Annotated in this window: 15 protein-coding genes; 6 read left to right on the top strand and 9 right to left on the bottom strand. The window is 72.1% G+C overall.

Going from position 1 to position 14864, the window contains the following annotated elements:
* Positions 1 to 21: 21 nt before the first annotated feature.
* The 4 genes from CG747_RS17615 to CG747_RS17600 all read right to left on the bottom strand — a co-directional run bounded on the left by CG747_RS17615 (position 22) and on the right by CG747_RS17600 (position 5203).
* Complete coding sequence (locus CG747_RS17615) at positions 22 to 624, bottom strand: hypothetical protein (protein WP_257980485.1); 603 nt, start codon at positions 622 to 624, stop codon at positions 22 to 24.
* 298 nt (positions 625 to 922) lie between these two features.
* Positions 923 to 2755: a LamG-like jellyroll fold domain-containing protein gene (locus tag CG747_RS17610; RefSeq protein ID WP_219621473.1), complete on the bottom strand. Its 1833-nt coding sequence runs from the start codon at positions 2753 to 2755 to the stop codon at positions 923 to 925.
* A 248-nt stretch (positions 2756 to 3003) separates the two neighbouring features.
* The gene (locus CG747_RS17605; RefSeq protein ID WP_257980484.1) at positions 3004 to 4131 is read right to left on the bottom strand and encodes an HAD family hydrolase; all 1128 of its coding nucleotides are present in this window, start codon (positions 4129 to 4131) and stop codon (positions 3004 to 3006) included.
* A 253-nt stretch (positions 4132 to 4384) separates the two neighbouring features.
* Positions 4385 to 5203: an N-acetyltransferase gene (locus CG747_RS17600; protein ID WP_100602668.1), complete on the bottom strand. Its 819-nt coding sequence runs from the start codon at positions 5201 to 5203 to the stop codon at positions 4385 to 4387.
* Positions 5204 to 5527: 324 nt separating this feature from the next.
* On the opposite strand from CG747_RS17600, the gene CG747_RS17595 reads away from it, so the two are divergent.
* Complete coding sequence (locus tag CG747_RS17595; RefSeq protein ID WP_100602667.1) at positions 5528 to 6943, top strand: M64 family metallopeptidase; 1416 nt, start codon at positions 5528 to 5530, stop codon at positions 6941 to 6943.
* A 259-nt stretch (positions 6944 to 7202) separates the two neighbouring features.
* Here the strand turns inward: CG747_RS17595 and CG747_RS17590 are convergent, their stop codons facing one another.
* Positions 7203 to 7562, bottom strand: a complete 360-nt coding sequence (locus tag CG747_RS17590) for a DoxX family protein (RefSeq protein WP_100602666.1) — start codon at positions 7560 to 7562, stop codon at positions 7203 to 7205.
* A gap of 177 nt (positions 7563 to 7739) precedes the next feature.
* Positions 7740 to 8234, bottom strand: a complete 495-nt coding sequence (locus CG747_RS17585; RefSeq protein WP_180985580.1) for a cupin domain-containing protein — start codon at positions 8232 to 8234, stop codon at positions 7740 to 7742.
* 81 nt (positions 8235 to 8315) lie between these two features.
* On the opposite strand from CG747_RS17585, the gene CG747_RS17580 reads away from it, so the two are divergent.
* Entirely contained in the window at positions 8316 to 9167 is an 852-nt protein-coding gene (locus CG747_RS17580) for a LysR family transcriptional regulator (protein WP_257980483.1), read from the top strand.
* Positions 9168 to 9328: 161 nt separating this feature from the next.
* On the opposite strand, the gene CG747_RS17575 is transcribed toward CG747_RS17580, so the two are convergent.
* On the bottom strand, positions 9329 to 9649 hold the full coding sequence (locus tag CG747_RS17575) for an NIPSNAP family protein (protein WP_100602663.1): 321 nt from the start codon (positions 9647 to 9649) through the stop codon (positions 9329 to 9331).
* Between the two features lie 108 nt (positions 9650 to 9757).
* Here CG747_RS17575 and CG747_RS17570 point away from each other — a divergent pair, with 108 nt between their 5' ends.
* A complete protein-coding gene (locus CG747_RS17570) occupies positions 9758 to 10063 on the top strand; it encodes a helix-turn-helix transcriptional regulator (RefSeq protein ID WP_100602662.1) in 306 nt (101 codons plus the stop codon).
* A 161-nt stretch (positions 10064 to 10224) separates the two neighbouring features.
* Entirely contained in the window at positions 10225 to 11262 is a 1038-nt protein-coding gene (locus tag CG747_RS17565; RefSeq protein ID WP_100602661.1) for a RimK family alpha-L-glutamate ligase, read from the top strand.
* Here CG747_RS17565 and CG747_RS17560 read toward each other — a convergent pair.
* Positions 11225 to 12016: an SDR family oxidoreductase gene (locus CG747_RS17560; protein ID WP_100602660.1), complete on the bottom strand. Its 792-nt coding sequence runs from the start codon at positions 12014 to 12016 to the stop codon at positions 11225 to 11227. The genes CG747_RS17565 and CG747_RS17560 overlap by 38 nt on opposite strands.
* A 237-nt stretch (positions 12017 to 12253) precedes the next feature.
* Between CG747_RS17560 and CG747_RS17555 the strand changes: the two genes are divergently transcribed.
* A complete protein-coding gene (locus tag CG747_RS17555; RefSeq protein WP_100602659.1) occupies positions 12254 to 12778 on the top strand; it encodes an SRPBCC domain-containing protein in 525 nt (174 codons plus the stop codon).
* A 67-nt stretch (positions 12779 to 12845) separates the two neighbouring features.
* Here CG747_RS17555 and CG747_RS17550 read toward each other — a convergent pair whose 3' ends face one another.
* Positions 12846 to 13460 (bottom strand): GPP34 family phosphoprotein, encoded by a 615-nt coding sequence (locus tag CG747_RS17550; RefSeq protein ID WP_100602658.1) that lies wholly within the window; start codon positions 13458 to 13460, stop codon positions 12846 to 12848.
* A 227-nt stretch (positions 13461 to 13687) separates the two neighbouring features.
* Between CG747_RS17550 and CG747_RS17545 the strand changes: the two genes are divergently transcribed.
* Positions 13688 to 14812 carry a hypothetical protein gene (locus CG747_RS17545; RefSeq protein ID WP_100602657.1) on the top strand — a complete coding sequence of 375 codons (1125 nt, stop codon included), beginning with the start codon at positions 13688 to 13690 and terminating at the stop codon, positions 14810 to 14812.
* Positions 14813 to 14864: the final 52 nt, after the last annotated feature.

Below are 14864 nucleotides of genomic sequence, written 5' to 3'. Positions count from 1 at the left end.
CGCGCGTCCGGGCCTCCCATCTCAGGCCCGGAAGGCGAACGTGGCCTGCTCCCGGCCCTTGGTGGCCCGGCCCCCGTCGCTCCAGTAGACGGCCGTGTACTGCTCGCCCTTCTTCAGGTTCGCGCTGATCAGGGTCGAGCCGTACGCGCCGCAGTGGCCCTGGCCGCAGACCCAGTCCCACGTGACGCGTTTGCCGTCGCCGTCCTGGATCTCGATCCAGTCCCAACCGTCGTACGGGTCCCGCCCCGAGGGCGCTGTCCACGTCACGCTGATTCCCTTGACGTCGGTCTGGTACCACCGGTCTTTGTACTGCCCCGGCAACACCGCGCTGATCAGGAAGCCGGTGTTGATCTTGCCTGGTTCCGTACCGAGGACCGCGGGGGCCCCGCTCCGGGCGGTCGGCGGCTGCCAGTGCCTACGCGCCGATTCGGTGGCCGGGGCCGCCTGCACCGCGGCCCGCGTCGACTCCTCCGAATCCTGCGACGCCGCGGAAGCCGTCCCCAGCGCCGCCACGGACACCGTCGCGAGCACCCCGGCCATGACCGCGGCCCGCCGCCGCGGCGTGTTCGCCCTGGCGCATAAGGAAGAGATCCTGCCGCCCATGCCTCGCGTGCGGAACAACATGCGCACTCCACCTGTCCGTTGATCGGTGATCGATGCGCGGGAAAGGCTAGGGAGTGGCGGTGAACGTTCCCTTTACGAACGCTCAATGCGGGCCTCACGAAGGCGATGCACTGGGCCGGGGAGCTGTCGGCGGAGGGCTTCGACGCGGTAGGTGTCGGCTGCGGGGGCGGCGGCGAGCGGGTGCCGCCCGCCCTCGCCCGCGAGGGGATCCCGTAGATCCCCCCCGCCCGTGACCATGCCGACGACGCGAACCCGACGCCGTGATCCCGACGCCGTGACCCGGTCCGCCGGGCCGGTCCTAGTCCAGCGCCGCGACCCGGTCCGCGGACAGGGCGCGGTCGAAGACCTGGACGTTCTTGATGCCGCCGGTGAAGAAGTCGACGGGCCGGCCGTCGAAGGTGGCGCGGCCGATCATGAGGGAGCCGGGGGCGGTGGTGGGGCGGGTGTCGCTGGCGGTGCCCTGCTGGGCGCCGTTGACGTAGAGGTGGAGCCGCTGGGCGGCGGCGTCGCAGACCCCGACCAGGTGGGTCCAGGTGTTCAGGACGGGCGGTTTGGCCGCGAGCGCGCGGGAGCCCGGCCGGGAGAACGCCCACCGGCGGTCGGTGCCCGAGTACTGGAGGTAGAAGGCGCTGCTACTTCCGGCGGAGCCTTGACTGACGACGGTGGCGAAGCCGCCCGCGCTGGTGAGGTAGACCCAGGCGGAGACCGTGAAGCTCTGCCCCGGGGCGATGTCGAGCACCGGGCCGCTCGTGGTGATCTGGCTGCTGACGCCGTTGAAGAGGGCGGCGCCGCTGTTGCCCGTGCCCCAGCGGACATCGGACGCGATGCCGTTGTGGGCGCCGGTTTCGTCCGCCGCGGAGGTGCCGGACGGCTCGTCGAGTCGCCATGCGCCGACCGGTTTCGGGACGGTGGGGCGGTTCGGTCCGGTGCCTCGTGCGGCATCGTGGCTGAGGGTGAGGGCCATGGGGACGCCCACCGCGGCGACGGCCGCCGCGGCGGCTGCCGAGATCAGGAGCGTACGGCGGGTCGGGTTGCGCCTGCCTGCCGCGACGGCCTTACCCGGAGGGGGCGTTGGGGGACCCGGCGGGGGAGTGGCGAGCGCCTCGTGGCGGGCGACGGCCGTCGGCCCCGTCCCGACGTTGCCCGGTACCGCGGTCCGGGGGTCGGCCGGCGCCACCCCGAAACGGTCGTTGCCGGTGCCCATGGCGGAGTCCTGGCCGGATGTGCGTACGGACGGCTGACCGGACGGCGTGGGGCGGTGCGGCGTCCCGCTGTTGCGGTCGGCCGCGGGCGGTGCGGCAGCGCCTTCGACCGGCGCGGCTGCCGCGGAGCCCGCGGCGCACCGGGTCAGGAGCTCCCGCGGCGTGGGGCGCCTGGCGGGGGCCTTGGCCAGGCAGTCGGCGATCAGGGCGCGCAGCGCGGGGTCGGTGACCGTGTCGAGGTCGGGGGTGTCGTGGACGACCCGGAAGAGGAGGGAGGCCAGGTGGCCGTTGCCGAACGGGTTGCAGCCGGTGGCCGCGTAGGCCAGCACCGTCCCCAGGGAGAAGACGTCGCTGGCCGGGCCGATCTCCTCGCCGTTCACCTGCTCCGGCGACATGAAGCCCGGGGAGCCGAGCGCGTAGCCGGTCACGGTCAGGGAGCTGCCCTCGACGACCCGGGCGATCCCGAAGTCGATGACCCGCGGGCCGTCTTCGGCGAGCAGCACGTTGGAGGGCTTGAGGTCGCGGTGGACCAGGTTGGCGCTGTGGATCGACACCAGCGCCTCGGCGAGCCCGGCGGCCAGGGCGAACACGCGCGGTGCGGGCATCGGCCCCCGGTCGGCGATCGCCTTCTCCAGGGAAGGTCCGGCGATGTAACTGGTGACCAGCCAGGGCTCGGCCGCGTCCGGGTCGGCGTCGATCACCGGTGCGGTGAACGCTCCGCTGACCGCGCGGGCGGCCTGCACCTCCCTGCGGAACCGGGAGCGGAAGTCCGGCTGGTCGACCAGCGCGGCGTGCACCACCTTGACCGCGACCTGCCGGCCGCCCGGCGAGCGCCCGAGGAAGACCCGCCCCATGCCTCCCGAGCCCAACCGCCCCAGCAACTGGTATCCGCCGATGGAACGTGGGTCGTCCGGATCCAGCGCTGCCACAAACCCCTCCCGCGTCCTCGCCCCGGCGAGATTCAGCCGGGAGGTCTCCAGCATAGGGGGCGGCCGCCGAGTCGGCCTGGGTGACCTCCGCCGCGGCAGCACATCTGAGCGGTCGTCATGACCGGTCGGCGGCGGGCTCGGCCGCGCGGGGCGGCGGCTGCCGCCCGCCCGCGACATGCGTCCAACTCCGCACCGTGGAAGGGAAGTTGCACCCGGCGGCCGACTCCGCGGCGAACCGGCGAGACCGCTCAGTCGAGCTGCTCGGGCGTCACCGTCAGCCAGCGCTTGTCGGCCGTGACCGGCTGTCCCAGTTCCTTCTGGCGAGCGACGTTGGAGCGCTTCATCTCGTCGAGCTCCTTCATGGAGCTCTCCTTGCGGTTCACCCAGACCCGGACGCCGCCGTGCTCCACGTCGGTGGAATGGAAGAGCATCGGGCCGTCGCTCTTGGGGGTGTCGCCCGCCGCGAGGATCGGCTTCTTCCACTCGTCGATATACGTGTTGATCGCCGCCGGCTTGCCGTCGTACCAGGTCAGCGGGGCCCACAGGGTCGGGGTCAACTCATGGTCGGCGAGCTTCTCGGGGTCGAAGTGGCCGGATGCGATCTCCTTGCGGGAGCTGGTGACGTCGCCCGTCCTGCGGTCCTTGAGGAGCATGGAGACGCCGATGACGTTCTCCGGCTTCACGTCGTACCCGTACTTGGGATCGCTCAGCACCATGCGCACCAGGTCCTCGGAGGCCGCGCTCACCACGTACACCTCCACCCCGTGCCTGCGCAGTGACGCGTAGAGCTCCTGCATGCCCCGGGAGAAGTGCGGCGCCTGCACCTGCGTCGCGGTCGGCTTCCCGTTCACGTAGTACTCGGCGGGGATCGGCTTGCCGTACGCCAGGAGCTCGTCCACGTACCCCTTGAGCTGCTTCAGGGTGAAGCCCGAGAAGATCTGCGCCGCCCAGGGGTAGCAGACCTGGTCGTCCACCTCGCAGAGGCGGTTGTAGTAGCTGTAGAGGCTTTCCTTGTGGGTCGCGGTGTCCTTGAAGGGGATGACCTTCAAGGACGGTGCCATGGTCTGGCGGGTCAGGACGCCCTTCATCTCCAAGAAGGGGAGCAGGGCCTCTTCCAGGTCATTGCGGTACGTGGTGTTGTCCGCGTCGAAGACCGCGTACGCGCCCTTGTGGTCGTGGTCCGTGATGACCTTGCCGAGCTTCTCGGCGACCGGCGCGGGCCAGTGCTGCAACTCCACCGAGGCGACCCGCGACGACGACCCGACGGCCTCGGCCTGGCTGCCGCCCGGCCAGAGCGCGCTGCCCGCGAAGACCGCGGCGGCCAGCGCGCCCACGGTGCCGACGATCGCAAGTCTGCCTTTTGCCCGTACTGCCATGGTTTCTGTTCCTTTGAGAGCTGCTCGCCGCTCCGTCCGGAGCGGCGGGCCATGCTACGGAGGCCGGGCCGGAGTTGCCCATGATCGATGTCACCGCGAACGGGATGTGTGGGACGGCCGAACAGGGGTAACCCCACTCGGCGCCCAGCCGCGGCCGACCTCGCGTCCGGGGCCGGTGCGGAGCTCCTGGCCCATCGATTCCGCGCCCGCCGACGGCTTCTTGGAGTGAACGGGCCCTTGGAGTGAACGAGCCCTAGGAGTTGACGGCATCCGGCCGCGCCACGCGGTGCCGGACCCATACGTTCGGTTCGACATAGACGGCGTGGTCGTGCGCGGTGTCGCAGTGCACCGGGACCAGGGCGCCCGGCACCTCGATGTGCCCGTCGCGGTCGAAGGGCAGGCCGGTCCACTGCCGCCACTGCGCCAGCGAACCGCTGACCGTCATCGACGCCGCGGCGACCTTCTCGACGGTGCCGCCGGCCCTCACGTGAACGCGGAGCCACGGGTCGGTCGGTAGCCCGTCGTCGCGCCGCCGTCGGATGTAGTCGGCCATGGGGACGCGCGGTTCGCGGTGTTTGGCGGTGGGGCGCACGGGGGCCAGCAGCACGTCGTGCCCCTGCCGGCCGACGGCGTGCCGCAGCGCGGCCAACAGGCGGGAGGAGAGCCCGCGCCCGAGGTATCCGGTGTCCACCGTGATCTCCAACGCACTGGCGGTGCGGGGTGTGGGGGAGGGCCCCCGGTGGTGGCGTTGCCGGTGGCCGCCGTCGCGTTCGCCGCGTCGGTCGCGGTACGCCCAGGTCAGGACCTGGTCCCATCCCCGGTCCGGCAGCTCCTCGCGGCCGACGGGCGCGGTATCGAACGGCACGCTCAGCCCGCGGGCCACGACGCGGTCGCCGTCGGTCGCCGCGACGCAGTACTCGGGGAAGTCCTCGGGGACCCGGCCCAGGAAGGCGGTCGCGACCGGATCGTGCGGTATGAAGGGCGGCCAGTTCTCGGCTATCTCGTAGATCCGGGGGATCAACGCCGGCCGCTCGGCGAGTGTGGTGATCCGGATGCTGTCGATGTCTGTCACGGCTGGGTACCTTGCCAGGGAGCGGGGCATCCCGTTGTGAAATTTCCACCGTGCGGCGCCCGTCCGCTCGTTCGGCGCCCGTGGACCGCTCCCGCGCGCCGCTCCGTATTCACACCCCGACCCCGGATTCACACTTCCGCGCCGCCTGGCGACAACCACGGCGCGAGGGGCGTTTCCCGTGCCATCGTTGCCTGGCGTCCCGGTCGGCACGCACCCGGATGCGATCCGACGCGTACCCGGCTCGCATCAGGATCGAGGATGGCCCACCGCGTCTCGTCGAAAGCTGTGACGTTCCGTCAATTTGCCTACAATGAGGAGTACTTCATGCGAATAACCAGGCGCCGTACCAGACGGGCGGGTGCCGTCATTGGGGTCTGTGCGCTCGCGCTCGCGGGCCTTGCCGCCCCCGCCGAGGCCGCGCCCGGCCCCCGGGTCCGGGTGGAAGTCCCCGGCCCCGTCGGCGGCATGGCGGGATCCGGCTACCGGGACGTCCCCCGCAGCTTCCCCCGCACCCCGGGAGCCGCTCCGAAGGCGCTCGCCGGCGCGGCCGACGGCCAGGTCACCAAGGTGATCGACAACGGCGACACCAAGGACCGGCTCGACATCGTCGTCATCGGTGACGGCTACACCGCGGACCAGCTGGACCAGTTCCACACCGACGCCAAGGAGAAGTGGAACGACTTCCTCGGCGTGGAGCCCTACCGCACGTACCAGAAGCTCTTCAACGTCTGGACCGTCGACGCCGTCTCCGCCGAGAGCGGGGTCAGCGGCGACCCCGGCAAGGACGTCACCCGCAACACCGCCCTCGGCGCGCACTTCTGGTGCGACGACACCGAACGGCTGCTCTGCGTCGACCAGCAGAAGGTGGACGCCTACGTCGCCAAGGCACCGCAGGCCGATCTGGTGCTGGTGCTCGCCAACAGCAGCAAGTACGGCGGCGCCGGCTACAACGAGGCCAGCCCGACGCTCGGTTACGACGGCATCGCCACCGCCGCCGCCCACAACCAGGCATCCAGTCAGGTCGCCGTCCACGAGACCGGCCACTCCCTGGGCAAGCTGGCCGACGAGTACTCCTACCCCGGCGTTCCCGGGTACGAGCAGTACACCGGGCCCGAGAAGCCCGAGGCCAACTCGTCGGTGCTGACCGCGGACGCCATGGCGTCCGCACGCACCAAGTGGTACCGCTGGCTGGGCGCGGCCTCACCGGACGGTGGGACGGTCGGGGCGTACGAGGGCGGCAACTACTTCGTCAAGGGCCTGTACCGGCCCACCGACGACTCCCTGATGCGGACCCTGGGCAAGCCCTTCAACCTGCCCGGTGCGGAGGCCATGATCGCTGGCTTCTACCGGCACGCCACCCCCGCCGCCCCGGCCGACCGCGCCCAGGCATGGCACACCACGGCCCGACTCGCCCTGCCCAGGGCGCCCGACGCCGCTCATGGCGGGGTGACCGTCCGCTGGTACCTCGACGGGGCCGAACTGCGCCGCTTCCGCGACCGCGACCGAGTGCCGATGCGCGGGCTGGCACTGGGGCGTGGCGCCCACCGGCTGACGGCCGACGTCACGGACGGCACCTCCGCAGTCCGCGACCCCGCCCTCCGCACCCGCCTGACCGGCTCCACCGGCTGGACCGTGCAACACGGTTCAGGCTCCGCTGCGGACCGCTCCGCCCCGGTCGTGGCGAAGCCGGATGCCGCGCCGTCGCCGGCACCAGGTGGTGCGGTGGCCGCCGCCGGGTGAGCGGGACCGCCCTCCGGGATCGCCCCGGTCCAGGCACCTGGCCGGGGCGATCGCGCCCCTCGCCCACCAGGGGATGCGGCCCTGGCGTCGAAGCGGCCGCCTGAGCCCCCGCCTGGCTCTGTTCACGAGTTGCGACGGCAGAGGTTCATCTCACCGAGCAGCGCGTGGAGGGGAGCGTGTTCGATGTTCATGGGACATGACAGCGGCCGTGGGGCGGCCGGCCCGGTAGTCGCATGCACCGGTCGAGGACGGTGCTCGATCACAGCCTGATGGCCAGCCAGATGGTCACGGCCGCGGTGACGGTGAGCCCGACGTTGAGTGCGATCCGGCGGTCCTCGCCGGTGAGGTGCACGGTGATCGCGCCGATCTGCAGGAGTACGAAGCCGATGGCCGCGGCCGGTGCCAGCGAGGGAGCGACGCCGGTCGACGGCGGGAGGATCAGGCCGGTCGCGCCGAGTACTTCGACCGTTCCCAGCGCCCTGAGGGCCGGCAAGGGTATGCGGTCGACCCAGGCCATCATCGGTCGGAGTTGATCGCGGCTGCGGATCACCTTCAGCGTGCCCGCGTAGAAGTAGAAGAGCGCGAGCAGTCCCGCGACGATCCAATAGGCGATGTTCATGGTTCCCGTTCTTGGGTCACCGGTTCACGGGGACCCGTCGATTGCGTCGCTTGCCAGGAGAGCTCTGGTGACGGCCCGGTCCGTCGTCCGAGGGACCGGGACGGGCGCCGAAAGGCGGCAGCGCCACCGCCCTGCCGGTGGAAAGGAGGGTGGCCTGGCCGGGCTGTGCCGTCGGCTTCAGGCGAGGTCGGTGGCAGGCTCGGTCGCGTAGCGGCTCATCGCGTCGATGTTGGCCTGTGGCGTCAACGGCCGGCCGGCGGCGAGCACCTCCTGGAGGTCTCGGAAGTACTGCACGTACAGGTCGGGGGTGAATGTGCTGAGCATGACGGCGGGTTGGTCGGTCAGGTTGGCGAAGGTGTGCGGGGTACCGGGCGGAACCATCACGAGCGTGCCCGTAGTGGCGTCGTAGTCCTTGTCGCCGACGGTGAACCGCACGGTGCCGGAGAGGATGTAGAAGCCCTCGTCGTGTTGGGCGTGGCGGTGCTGCGGCGGTCCCTGGGTGTGCGGGGCGAGGACGGACTCGGCTATCGCGAGGCGGTGCCCGGTGTGGCTGCCGTCCTCCAGGACGCGCATGTGCGTGGTGCCCAGAACGATCGTCTCGCCGTCGCCGGGACCCACCACCGATACAGTGCGCTCGATCTGCGGCTCGCTGGTCTTCGCTTCTTCGGTCATGTTCACGAGTTCACCGCCGGGGCCCCAGGGCTGTCCAAGACCTGTCCCGCGGCGCCGATACCTCGTGGGTATCGTTGCAGCGTGGAGCTACGGACCTTGCGCTATTTCGTGGCGGTCGCCGAGGAACTCCACTTCGGCCGGGCCGCCACCCGACTGCACATGAGCCAGCCGCCCCTGAGCCGGGCGATCAAGCAGTTGGAGGCCGAAGTCGGGGCCCTGCTGTTCGCCCGCTCGCCTACGGGGGTCACGCTCACTCCGGTGGGCTCGGTGCTGCTCGACGAGGCGCGGGCCCTACTCGACCATGCCGATCGCGTCCGGGTACGGGTGAGCGCGGCGGCCGGCGTCGCGACCCTCACCATCGGCATCCTGGGCGACGGCACCGACCCGGGAGTGGCCAGGCTGGCCGCCGCCTACCGCCGAAGCCATCCCGGCACGGACATCCGCATCCGCGACACCGATCTGACCGACCCGACGTGCGGGCTGCACGCCGGACTGGTCGACGTCGCGCTGACTCGGGCGCCGTTCGACGAGACCGCCCTGACGGTGCGTGCACTGCGGACCGATCCGGTCGGCGTGGTCCTGCGCGCCGACGATCCGCTGGCCCGCCGCGACGGGCTGCGGCTGGCCGAGCTGAGCGACCGCCGCTGGTTCCAGTTCCCGCAGGGCACCGACCCCGTCTGGCAGTCGTACTGGAACGGCGGCAGGCCGCGCGAGGGCCCAGTGGTGCGCGCCGTCCAGGAATGCCTGCAGGCCGTGCTGTGGAACGGCACGGTCGGCCTGGCCCCGCTCGGACACGACCTGCCCGCGGAGCTGGCCGTGGTGCCGCTGATCGACATGCCGCCGAGCCGAGTGGTGGCAGTGTGGAACGAGGGCGACACCAACCCGTTGATCCGATCCTTCATCGAGATCGCGACAGCCGCGTACCGTCGCTGAGCACCGGCAACCAGTGCTGCCGCAGCTCGTGAACAAGGCGAACGCCGCGGCCTCCGGGACCACCTCCCGAAGTGGTGGACATCTGCTGTTCCTTCTCGGGTACGGAGCCACCCGCCCCTCTCCCGCATGCTCGGCCAGCCGCCGGCCGGCGGCCGCCGGCGTCACGGAACAGGGGAGAAGTCGGTCGGCGTGAGGATCCGGTTCTCCGCGCTCAGCAGCAGGCCCGCCCGCTTCATCTCCGCGAGGTACGCCTGCCATTCCGGGTCGGCGTAGAGCGCGGTTCTGCGCCGTTCCCGGTCGGCCTGGTCCTCGTAGGCCCACAGGTGGACGACCTGGTCCAGCCGGCCCTCGACCGGGACGTACCAGCCCACGCACCGGCCGAGGTGCCGCTCCTGGAGCGGGTACCCCTTCTCCCGGTAGAGCGCCACCCAGTCCGCGACGCGCGTGGGCTGGATGGTGTACACGCGATGGTCGACGATCATGACGTTCCCCTGTCGTCGCGCTCGGCCTTCGGCGGAGCCTCCGGGCTCCCTTCCGCCCACCATACATCGATGTTCGTCGATAATCGATGGAGTGCGTACACTGGCGCCATGCGCGCACTCGACCACCCGCAGCTCTCCTCGGTGTCGCTCTCCGACGCCCTCGCCGCGCTGGCCGACCCGACCCGCCGCGCCATCGTGCGCGTGCTGACCGACAGCGGGGAGCATCTGGCCGGCGACTTCGACCTCGGCGTCGCACAGTCCACACTCAGCCACCACATGAAGAAGCTCCGGCAGGGCGGCATCACCCGCAGCCGACCGGAGGGCACCCGCTGCTGGGTCTCGCTGCGCTCCGAATTCGACGACCGCTTCCCCGGCCTGCTGCACACCGTGCTCAGCCTCGACGCGGACACCTGAGGCATCACCCGGTACGCCCCGCCGGCAGCGGGCGGCGCCACGGGTCGCGGCGGTCGTCCGGTGCGCCGCCCCGACGGCGTCCGCGCGCCGGGCCGCGGCACGCACGGCCTGGCGCGGCACCGCTACCCTCGGGGCGGGTCAGTTACGGAAGGGGAGTGTGGATGCCGTCGGCGATCGTCAATCCTGCCGAGGTCTGGGTGCTGGCGCGGGAACACCCGGCACCGTTGATGAAGGCGACCCGCGCACTGAGCCGGGCACTGGAGCGGGCCTACGGCCCGCGGTTCGCCGTCTGGCATTCCGACGAACTCCTCTTCGGCGTCCGGGACGGCCAGTTGGTGCTGCAGACCCTCGGCGGCCAGGACGTGCCGCCACCCAAGGTCGTCCTGGTGCGGCAGACACCCGGCTCCATGGTGCAGAACCGCGAACTGACATTGCTCCGGCACCTGGAACGACTGGGCGCGGTCCTCCTCAACTCGGCGGCCTCCCACCAGCTGTGCGGCAACAAGGTCTGGCAGCTGCAGGAGTTGGCCGCGGCCGGACTCCCGGTGCCGGACACGCTGTCGTACGCCACCGCGCCCCTCGCCGGTGTGGTGCGCAGTCCCCAGGTGCGGACGCCGTGCGTGGTGAAGTCGGTCAACGGGCGCAACGGCGCGTCCGTGTTCCTCGTCCCCGACACCGGGCTGCTCCAGGCGGTGTCGGGCAGCCTCGCCCAAGAGGTGCCGCTGATCTTCCAGGAGTACGTCGCCGCCTCCCACGGCCGGGACCTGCGGGTGGTCGTCGTGGACGGCGAGCCGGTGGCCGCCCAGATCCGCACGTCCCAGGACGGGTCGCTGGCTTCCAACCTCGCCCGGGGAGCCTCCGCCGAACTGTGCCTGGGCCGCTTCCCGGACGCCGAAGCCCTGGCGGTCAGGGCCGCCGGGACGCTCGGTCTGACCATCGCCGGGGTCGACCTGCTCTTCACCGACGACGGCGGCCACACCCTCTGCGAAGTCAACGCGGTGCCCGGCTGGCGGCCCCGCATGACCACGGTGATCCCCGCGATCACCGCGGCCGTCGACAAGCGCCTGGCCGACCCCGCCTCCAATACCAACACCAACACCAACACCAACAGTGATGGCGGCACCGGCAACGACGAGCGGCGCGTTGGCGCGGGGAGTCAGCTCACCGATGCCACAGATAGCGCCCGAGGGCCCGCCTGAGCGGTCGGGGCGTGAGGGGGAGCAGCGCGGTCACGGCCTTGTAGGGCACCCCGGGCACACAGCGCCTGGTGCCGGCCGCGACGGCCTTGAGTCCGGCGGCCGCGACCTGCTCCGCCTCCAGCCAGAAGAACCCCGGCATCGTGGCGGGGGCGAGGCCGTTCGACGCGAAGTAGTCGGTCTTGGTCAGGCCCGGCAGCAGCACGGTGACGTGGACGCCGGACCCGCGGTTCTCGATGGCCAGGTCTTCCGAGAAATGGGTGAGGAACGCCTTGGTCGCGGCATACGTGGCGAGCGAGGGCGACGGCAACTCGCCGGTCAACGACGACACGTTGAGGATCCCGCCGCGCCCTTCGGCGCGCATCCGCGACAGCACGGACCGGGAGAGCCGCACCACGGCGTGGTTGTTCAGCTGGAGCGTGGCTTCCTCGCGTTCCACCGGGAGGTTGGCGAAGACGCCGGACGCCCCGGAACCGGCGTTGTTGACGAGGAGTTCGATCGGCCGGGCCGGATCGGTGAGCCGCGCCTCCACCCGCGCCGTCTGGCCGGTGTCGGTGAGGTCGGCCGGCAGCGCCTCCACCTCGACGGTGTGGTGGTCGCGCAGCTCCTCGGCGAGATCCTGAAGGAGGCGCTCGCGGCGGGCGACGAGTACCAGGGAGACGCCCCGGGCCGCCAACTGCCGTGCCATGGCCGTTCCGATGCCGCTGGAGGCGCCGGTGATCAGCGCCGTTCGGTAGGGATAGGGTCGGTCGGCCAAGGGTGATCTCCCCACGGACGAGACTCGGTTCCGACGCGGCGCTCGGCGTGCGGGCCGGGGCACTGCACACGCAGTGCGTCGGTCGAACGGCGAACGTACCGCACCGGACGTGGCGCCTGGCAGGGCGCACGGGATCACGGGAGGTCCGCGGTTGTGCGCCTCAGGGCCGTCGCCGGTTCCGCTGCGCCCGGGGTGAGGCACGCCGGGCCCCTGGCCGCAACGCCCTAGGCTCGGCACATGTACGCGACAGAGGTGTCCCGCTACATCAGCGCCCCGCCCGCCGCCGTCTACCGGGCACTGCTCGACGCCCGCGCCGTCGCCGGCTGGCGGGTCCCGGACGGAATGACCTGCCGGGTGCACGAGTTCGACGTCCGCGTCGGCGGTGCCTTCCGGGTCTCGCTCACCTACGACGACGGCCGGCCCGGCACCGGGAAGTCGGCGGACCGTACCGACACGTACCAGGGGCGCTTCGCGGAACTGGTGCCCTTCGAGAAGGTCGTCGAGGTGCTCCGGTTCGAGACGGACGACGCGCGCTTCGCCGGCACGATGACGCTCACCACCACACTCGTCCCCACCGGTCGGGGCACCACCGTCGTGCTGCTCCACGAGGGGGTCCCGGATGCCGTCCCCGCGGCGGCGAACGAGGTCGGCACCCGCAGGGCGTTGGCCAACCTCGCGCGCTGGGTCGAAGCCGAGACCGAAGCCGAGACCGAAGCCGAAGCCGAAGCGGAAACCGAAGCGGAAACCGAAGGGGATCGGTGAGGCGGTGTCGTCGGGGTCGTGGGTGTCGTCGGTGCGGCCGGGCGTCCGGAGCGTGTCGGGCGCCGGGTCAGTCGCCGCGCCAGATGTTGTCGAAGGCGGCCTGTTCGATGGCCCGTCGTTGCCGTAGGGCCTCCAACTGCAGCAGCGCGTCGTGGACCGCGGCGAGCACGGTGTCCACGCCGTCGTCGTCCACGCTCGGGGAGTTCACAGAGCCCTCCGCGTCCGTCCCGCGGATCCCCACGACCGTGCCCAGGAAGGCCAGGACGGGCTCGTCCGATGCCCAGCGGTGCGCCGCGGTGCGTCGGTCCGGGGAGTCCGCCAGCACGATGTGACCGGCCCGCAGAGGCACCCCGCGGCGGGGCTGCCGGCTGAGCAGGCCGTCCGCCTCCAGGGCCGCCAGATAGGCCGCGGACAGTCCGCGGCCCCGGCGCCACAGCCAGTCGCCGACCGACTCGTACGGCGTCTCGCGGACCAGCGACGCCGCGGCCTGGTCCAGCAGGGGGTCGGTGGTGGTGGGGCGGTAGCCCGGCACGATGCGATCGTCGTCCAGCGCGACGGCCTCGGCCGCGAGGAGGTCGATCACCTCGGCCCCGGCGAGCGCGAGCGAGAGGTCACCTTGTTCCACGGGGCGGCCGGGCGCCACGTCCAGAGCGGTGATCATCAGGTCCCGTGATGTGGTCATGGGTCAGGTTCGCCTCGATCGGGAGGGTCGACGGGGGCGTTGGCCTCGCAGGCCCGGCGAGCTCGGAAACGGGCGCGACGGCCCCCGCCCTCCAGCAGACCAGCTCCGGCCCGTTCGTGCGCGCCGAGGACCGCCCTCGGCGCGCGGGGCGGATCCCTTCGGGCTGTACTGGGTGGAGGCAGAAGGACTCAGAAGCGAACGGGAACGTCGCTGAGGGTGGAGGCATCGTGGAACTGGCCTTCCTGAATGCGGTGTACGCGAGCGGGGGACCGTACGTCTGCGCCTATCTCGACACGTCACGCGACACCGCGGAGCCGGACCGGGCGATGGCGCGCCGCAGGCGGCGGGTCCGCGAGACGCTCGCGGAGCAGGGCGCCGACGCCGCCACGGTGGAGGCCGTGGCCGCCGTCGCGGGGTGTGACCGGGACATCGCCGGCCGGCACGGACAGGCGATCGTCGCGAGCCACGGGCGGGTGGTCCTGACCGAGGAACTGCCCGAGCCGCCGGTGCGCGACGAGGCGGTGTTCACCGCGCTGCCCGATCTGATGCCGCTGGCGGTGCAGCACGCGCCGGACATCCGCTACGTCGCCGCCACCGTGCACAGTCGTCCGGGCCCACCGGAGGCGCCCTCGGACGACCTTGAGGTGGCGTACCAGGCCGGGACGTGGCCGATCAGCGCCGTCGCGCCGGGCGTCTGCCACCGGACGAGCGGCCCCGCCGTGGGCTGGCTCGACGGGGCCGGGCAGGTCGCCGACCGCATCGCCGAACTGGCCCGCAGCACCGGCGCCGAGACCATCGTGCTCAGCGGGATCACCTGGGCGCGCAACACGCTGGCCGACCACCTGTCCGTACGCTGGCGCAAGCGCATGGTGACCGACGGCGGCGACGGACACCCGGCCCCGGAGGGCCGGGCGCTGATGGAACACGACCTCTCCGCGGCGTTCCGGGACCGGCTGCGGACCACCGACCAGGGCCGCCTCGACCTGTTCCGGGCCCGCCGGACCAGCCGGCACGGTGCGGTCGAGGGCCTGTCCGACGTCGTGGCCGCGCTGCGGCGTTCCCAGGTCGGCACCGTGCTGCTCAACGTCCCGCTGCGCTTCCCGGTACAACTCCCCGTGACCGTGGGGGCAGCGCAGGCCGACCCGTCGGACACGGATCCGGAGCCCTACGGTGCGCTCGGCTTCCGAGGCGGGCCCGCGCGGGCCGCGGTGATCCGGGCGGCGGTGCGGACGGGCGCGGAGCTGCTCGTGGTCCCGCACCGGCAACTGGAGTTGGACGACGGGCTGGGCGCGCTGCTGCGGTACGCCGGCCCGGAGCGCACCGGGTACTTCGCCCGGCAGCTCCGGCGCTGAGCGGCCGACGCGGCCGTGCACGACGCCACCGCGGGCGGGCCGCGGGACGCCG

The sequence above is a fragment of the Streptomyces sp. CB02959 genome (assembly GCF_002803155.1).
Lineage (GTDB): Bacteria > Actinomycetota > Actinomycetes > Streptomycetales > Streptomycetaceae > Streptomyces.
This window is presented reverse-complemented; position numbering and strand designations above follow the sequence as displayed.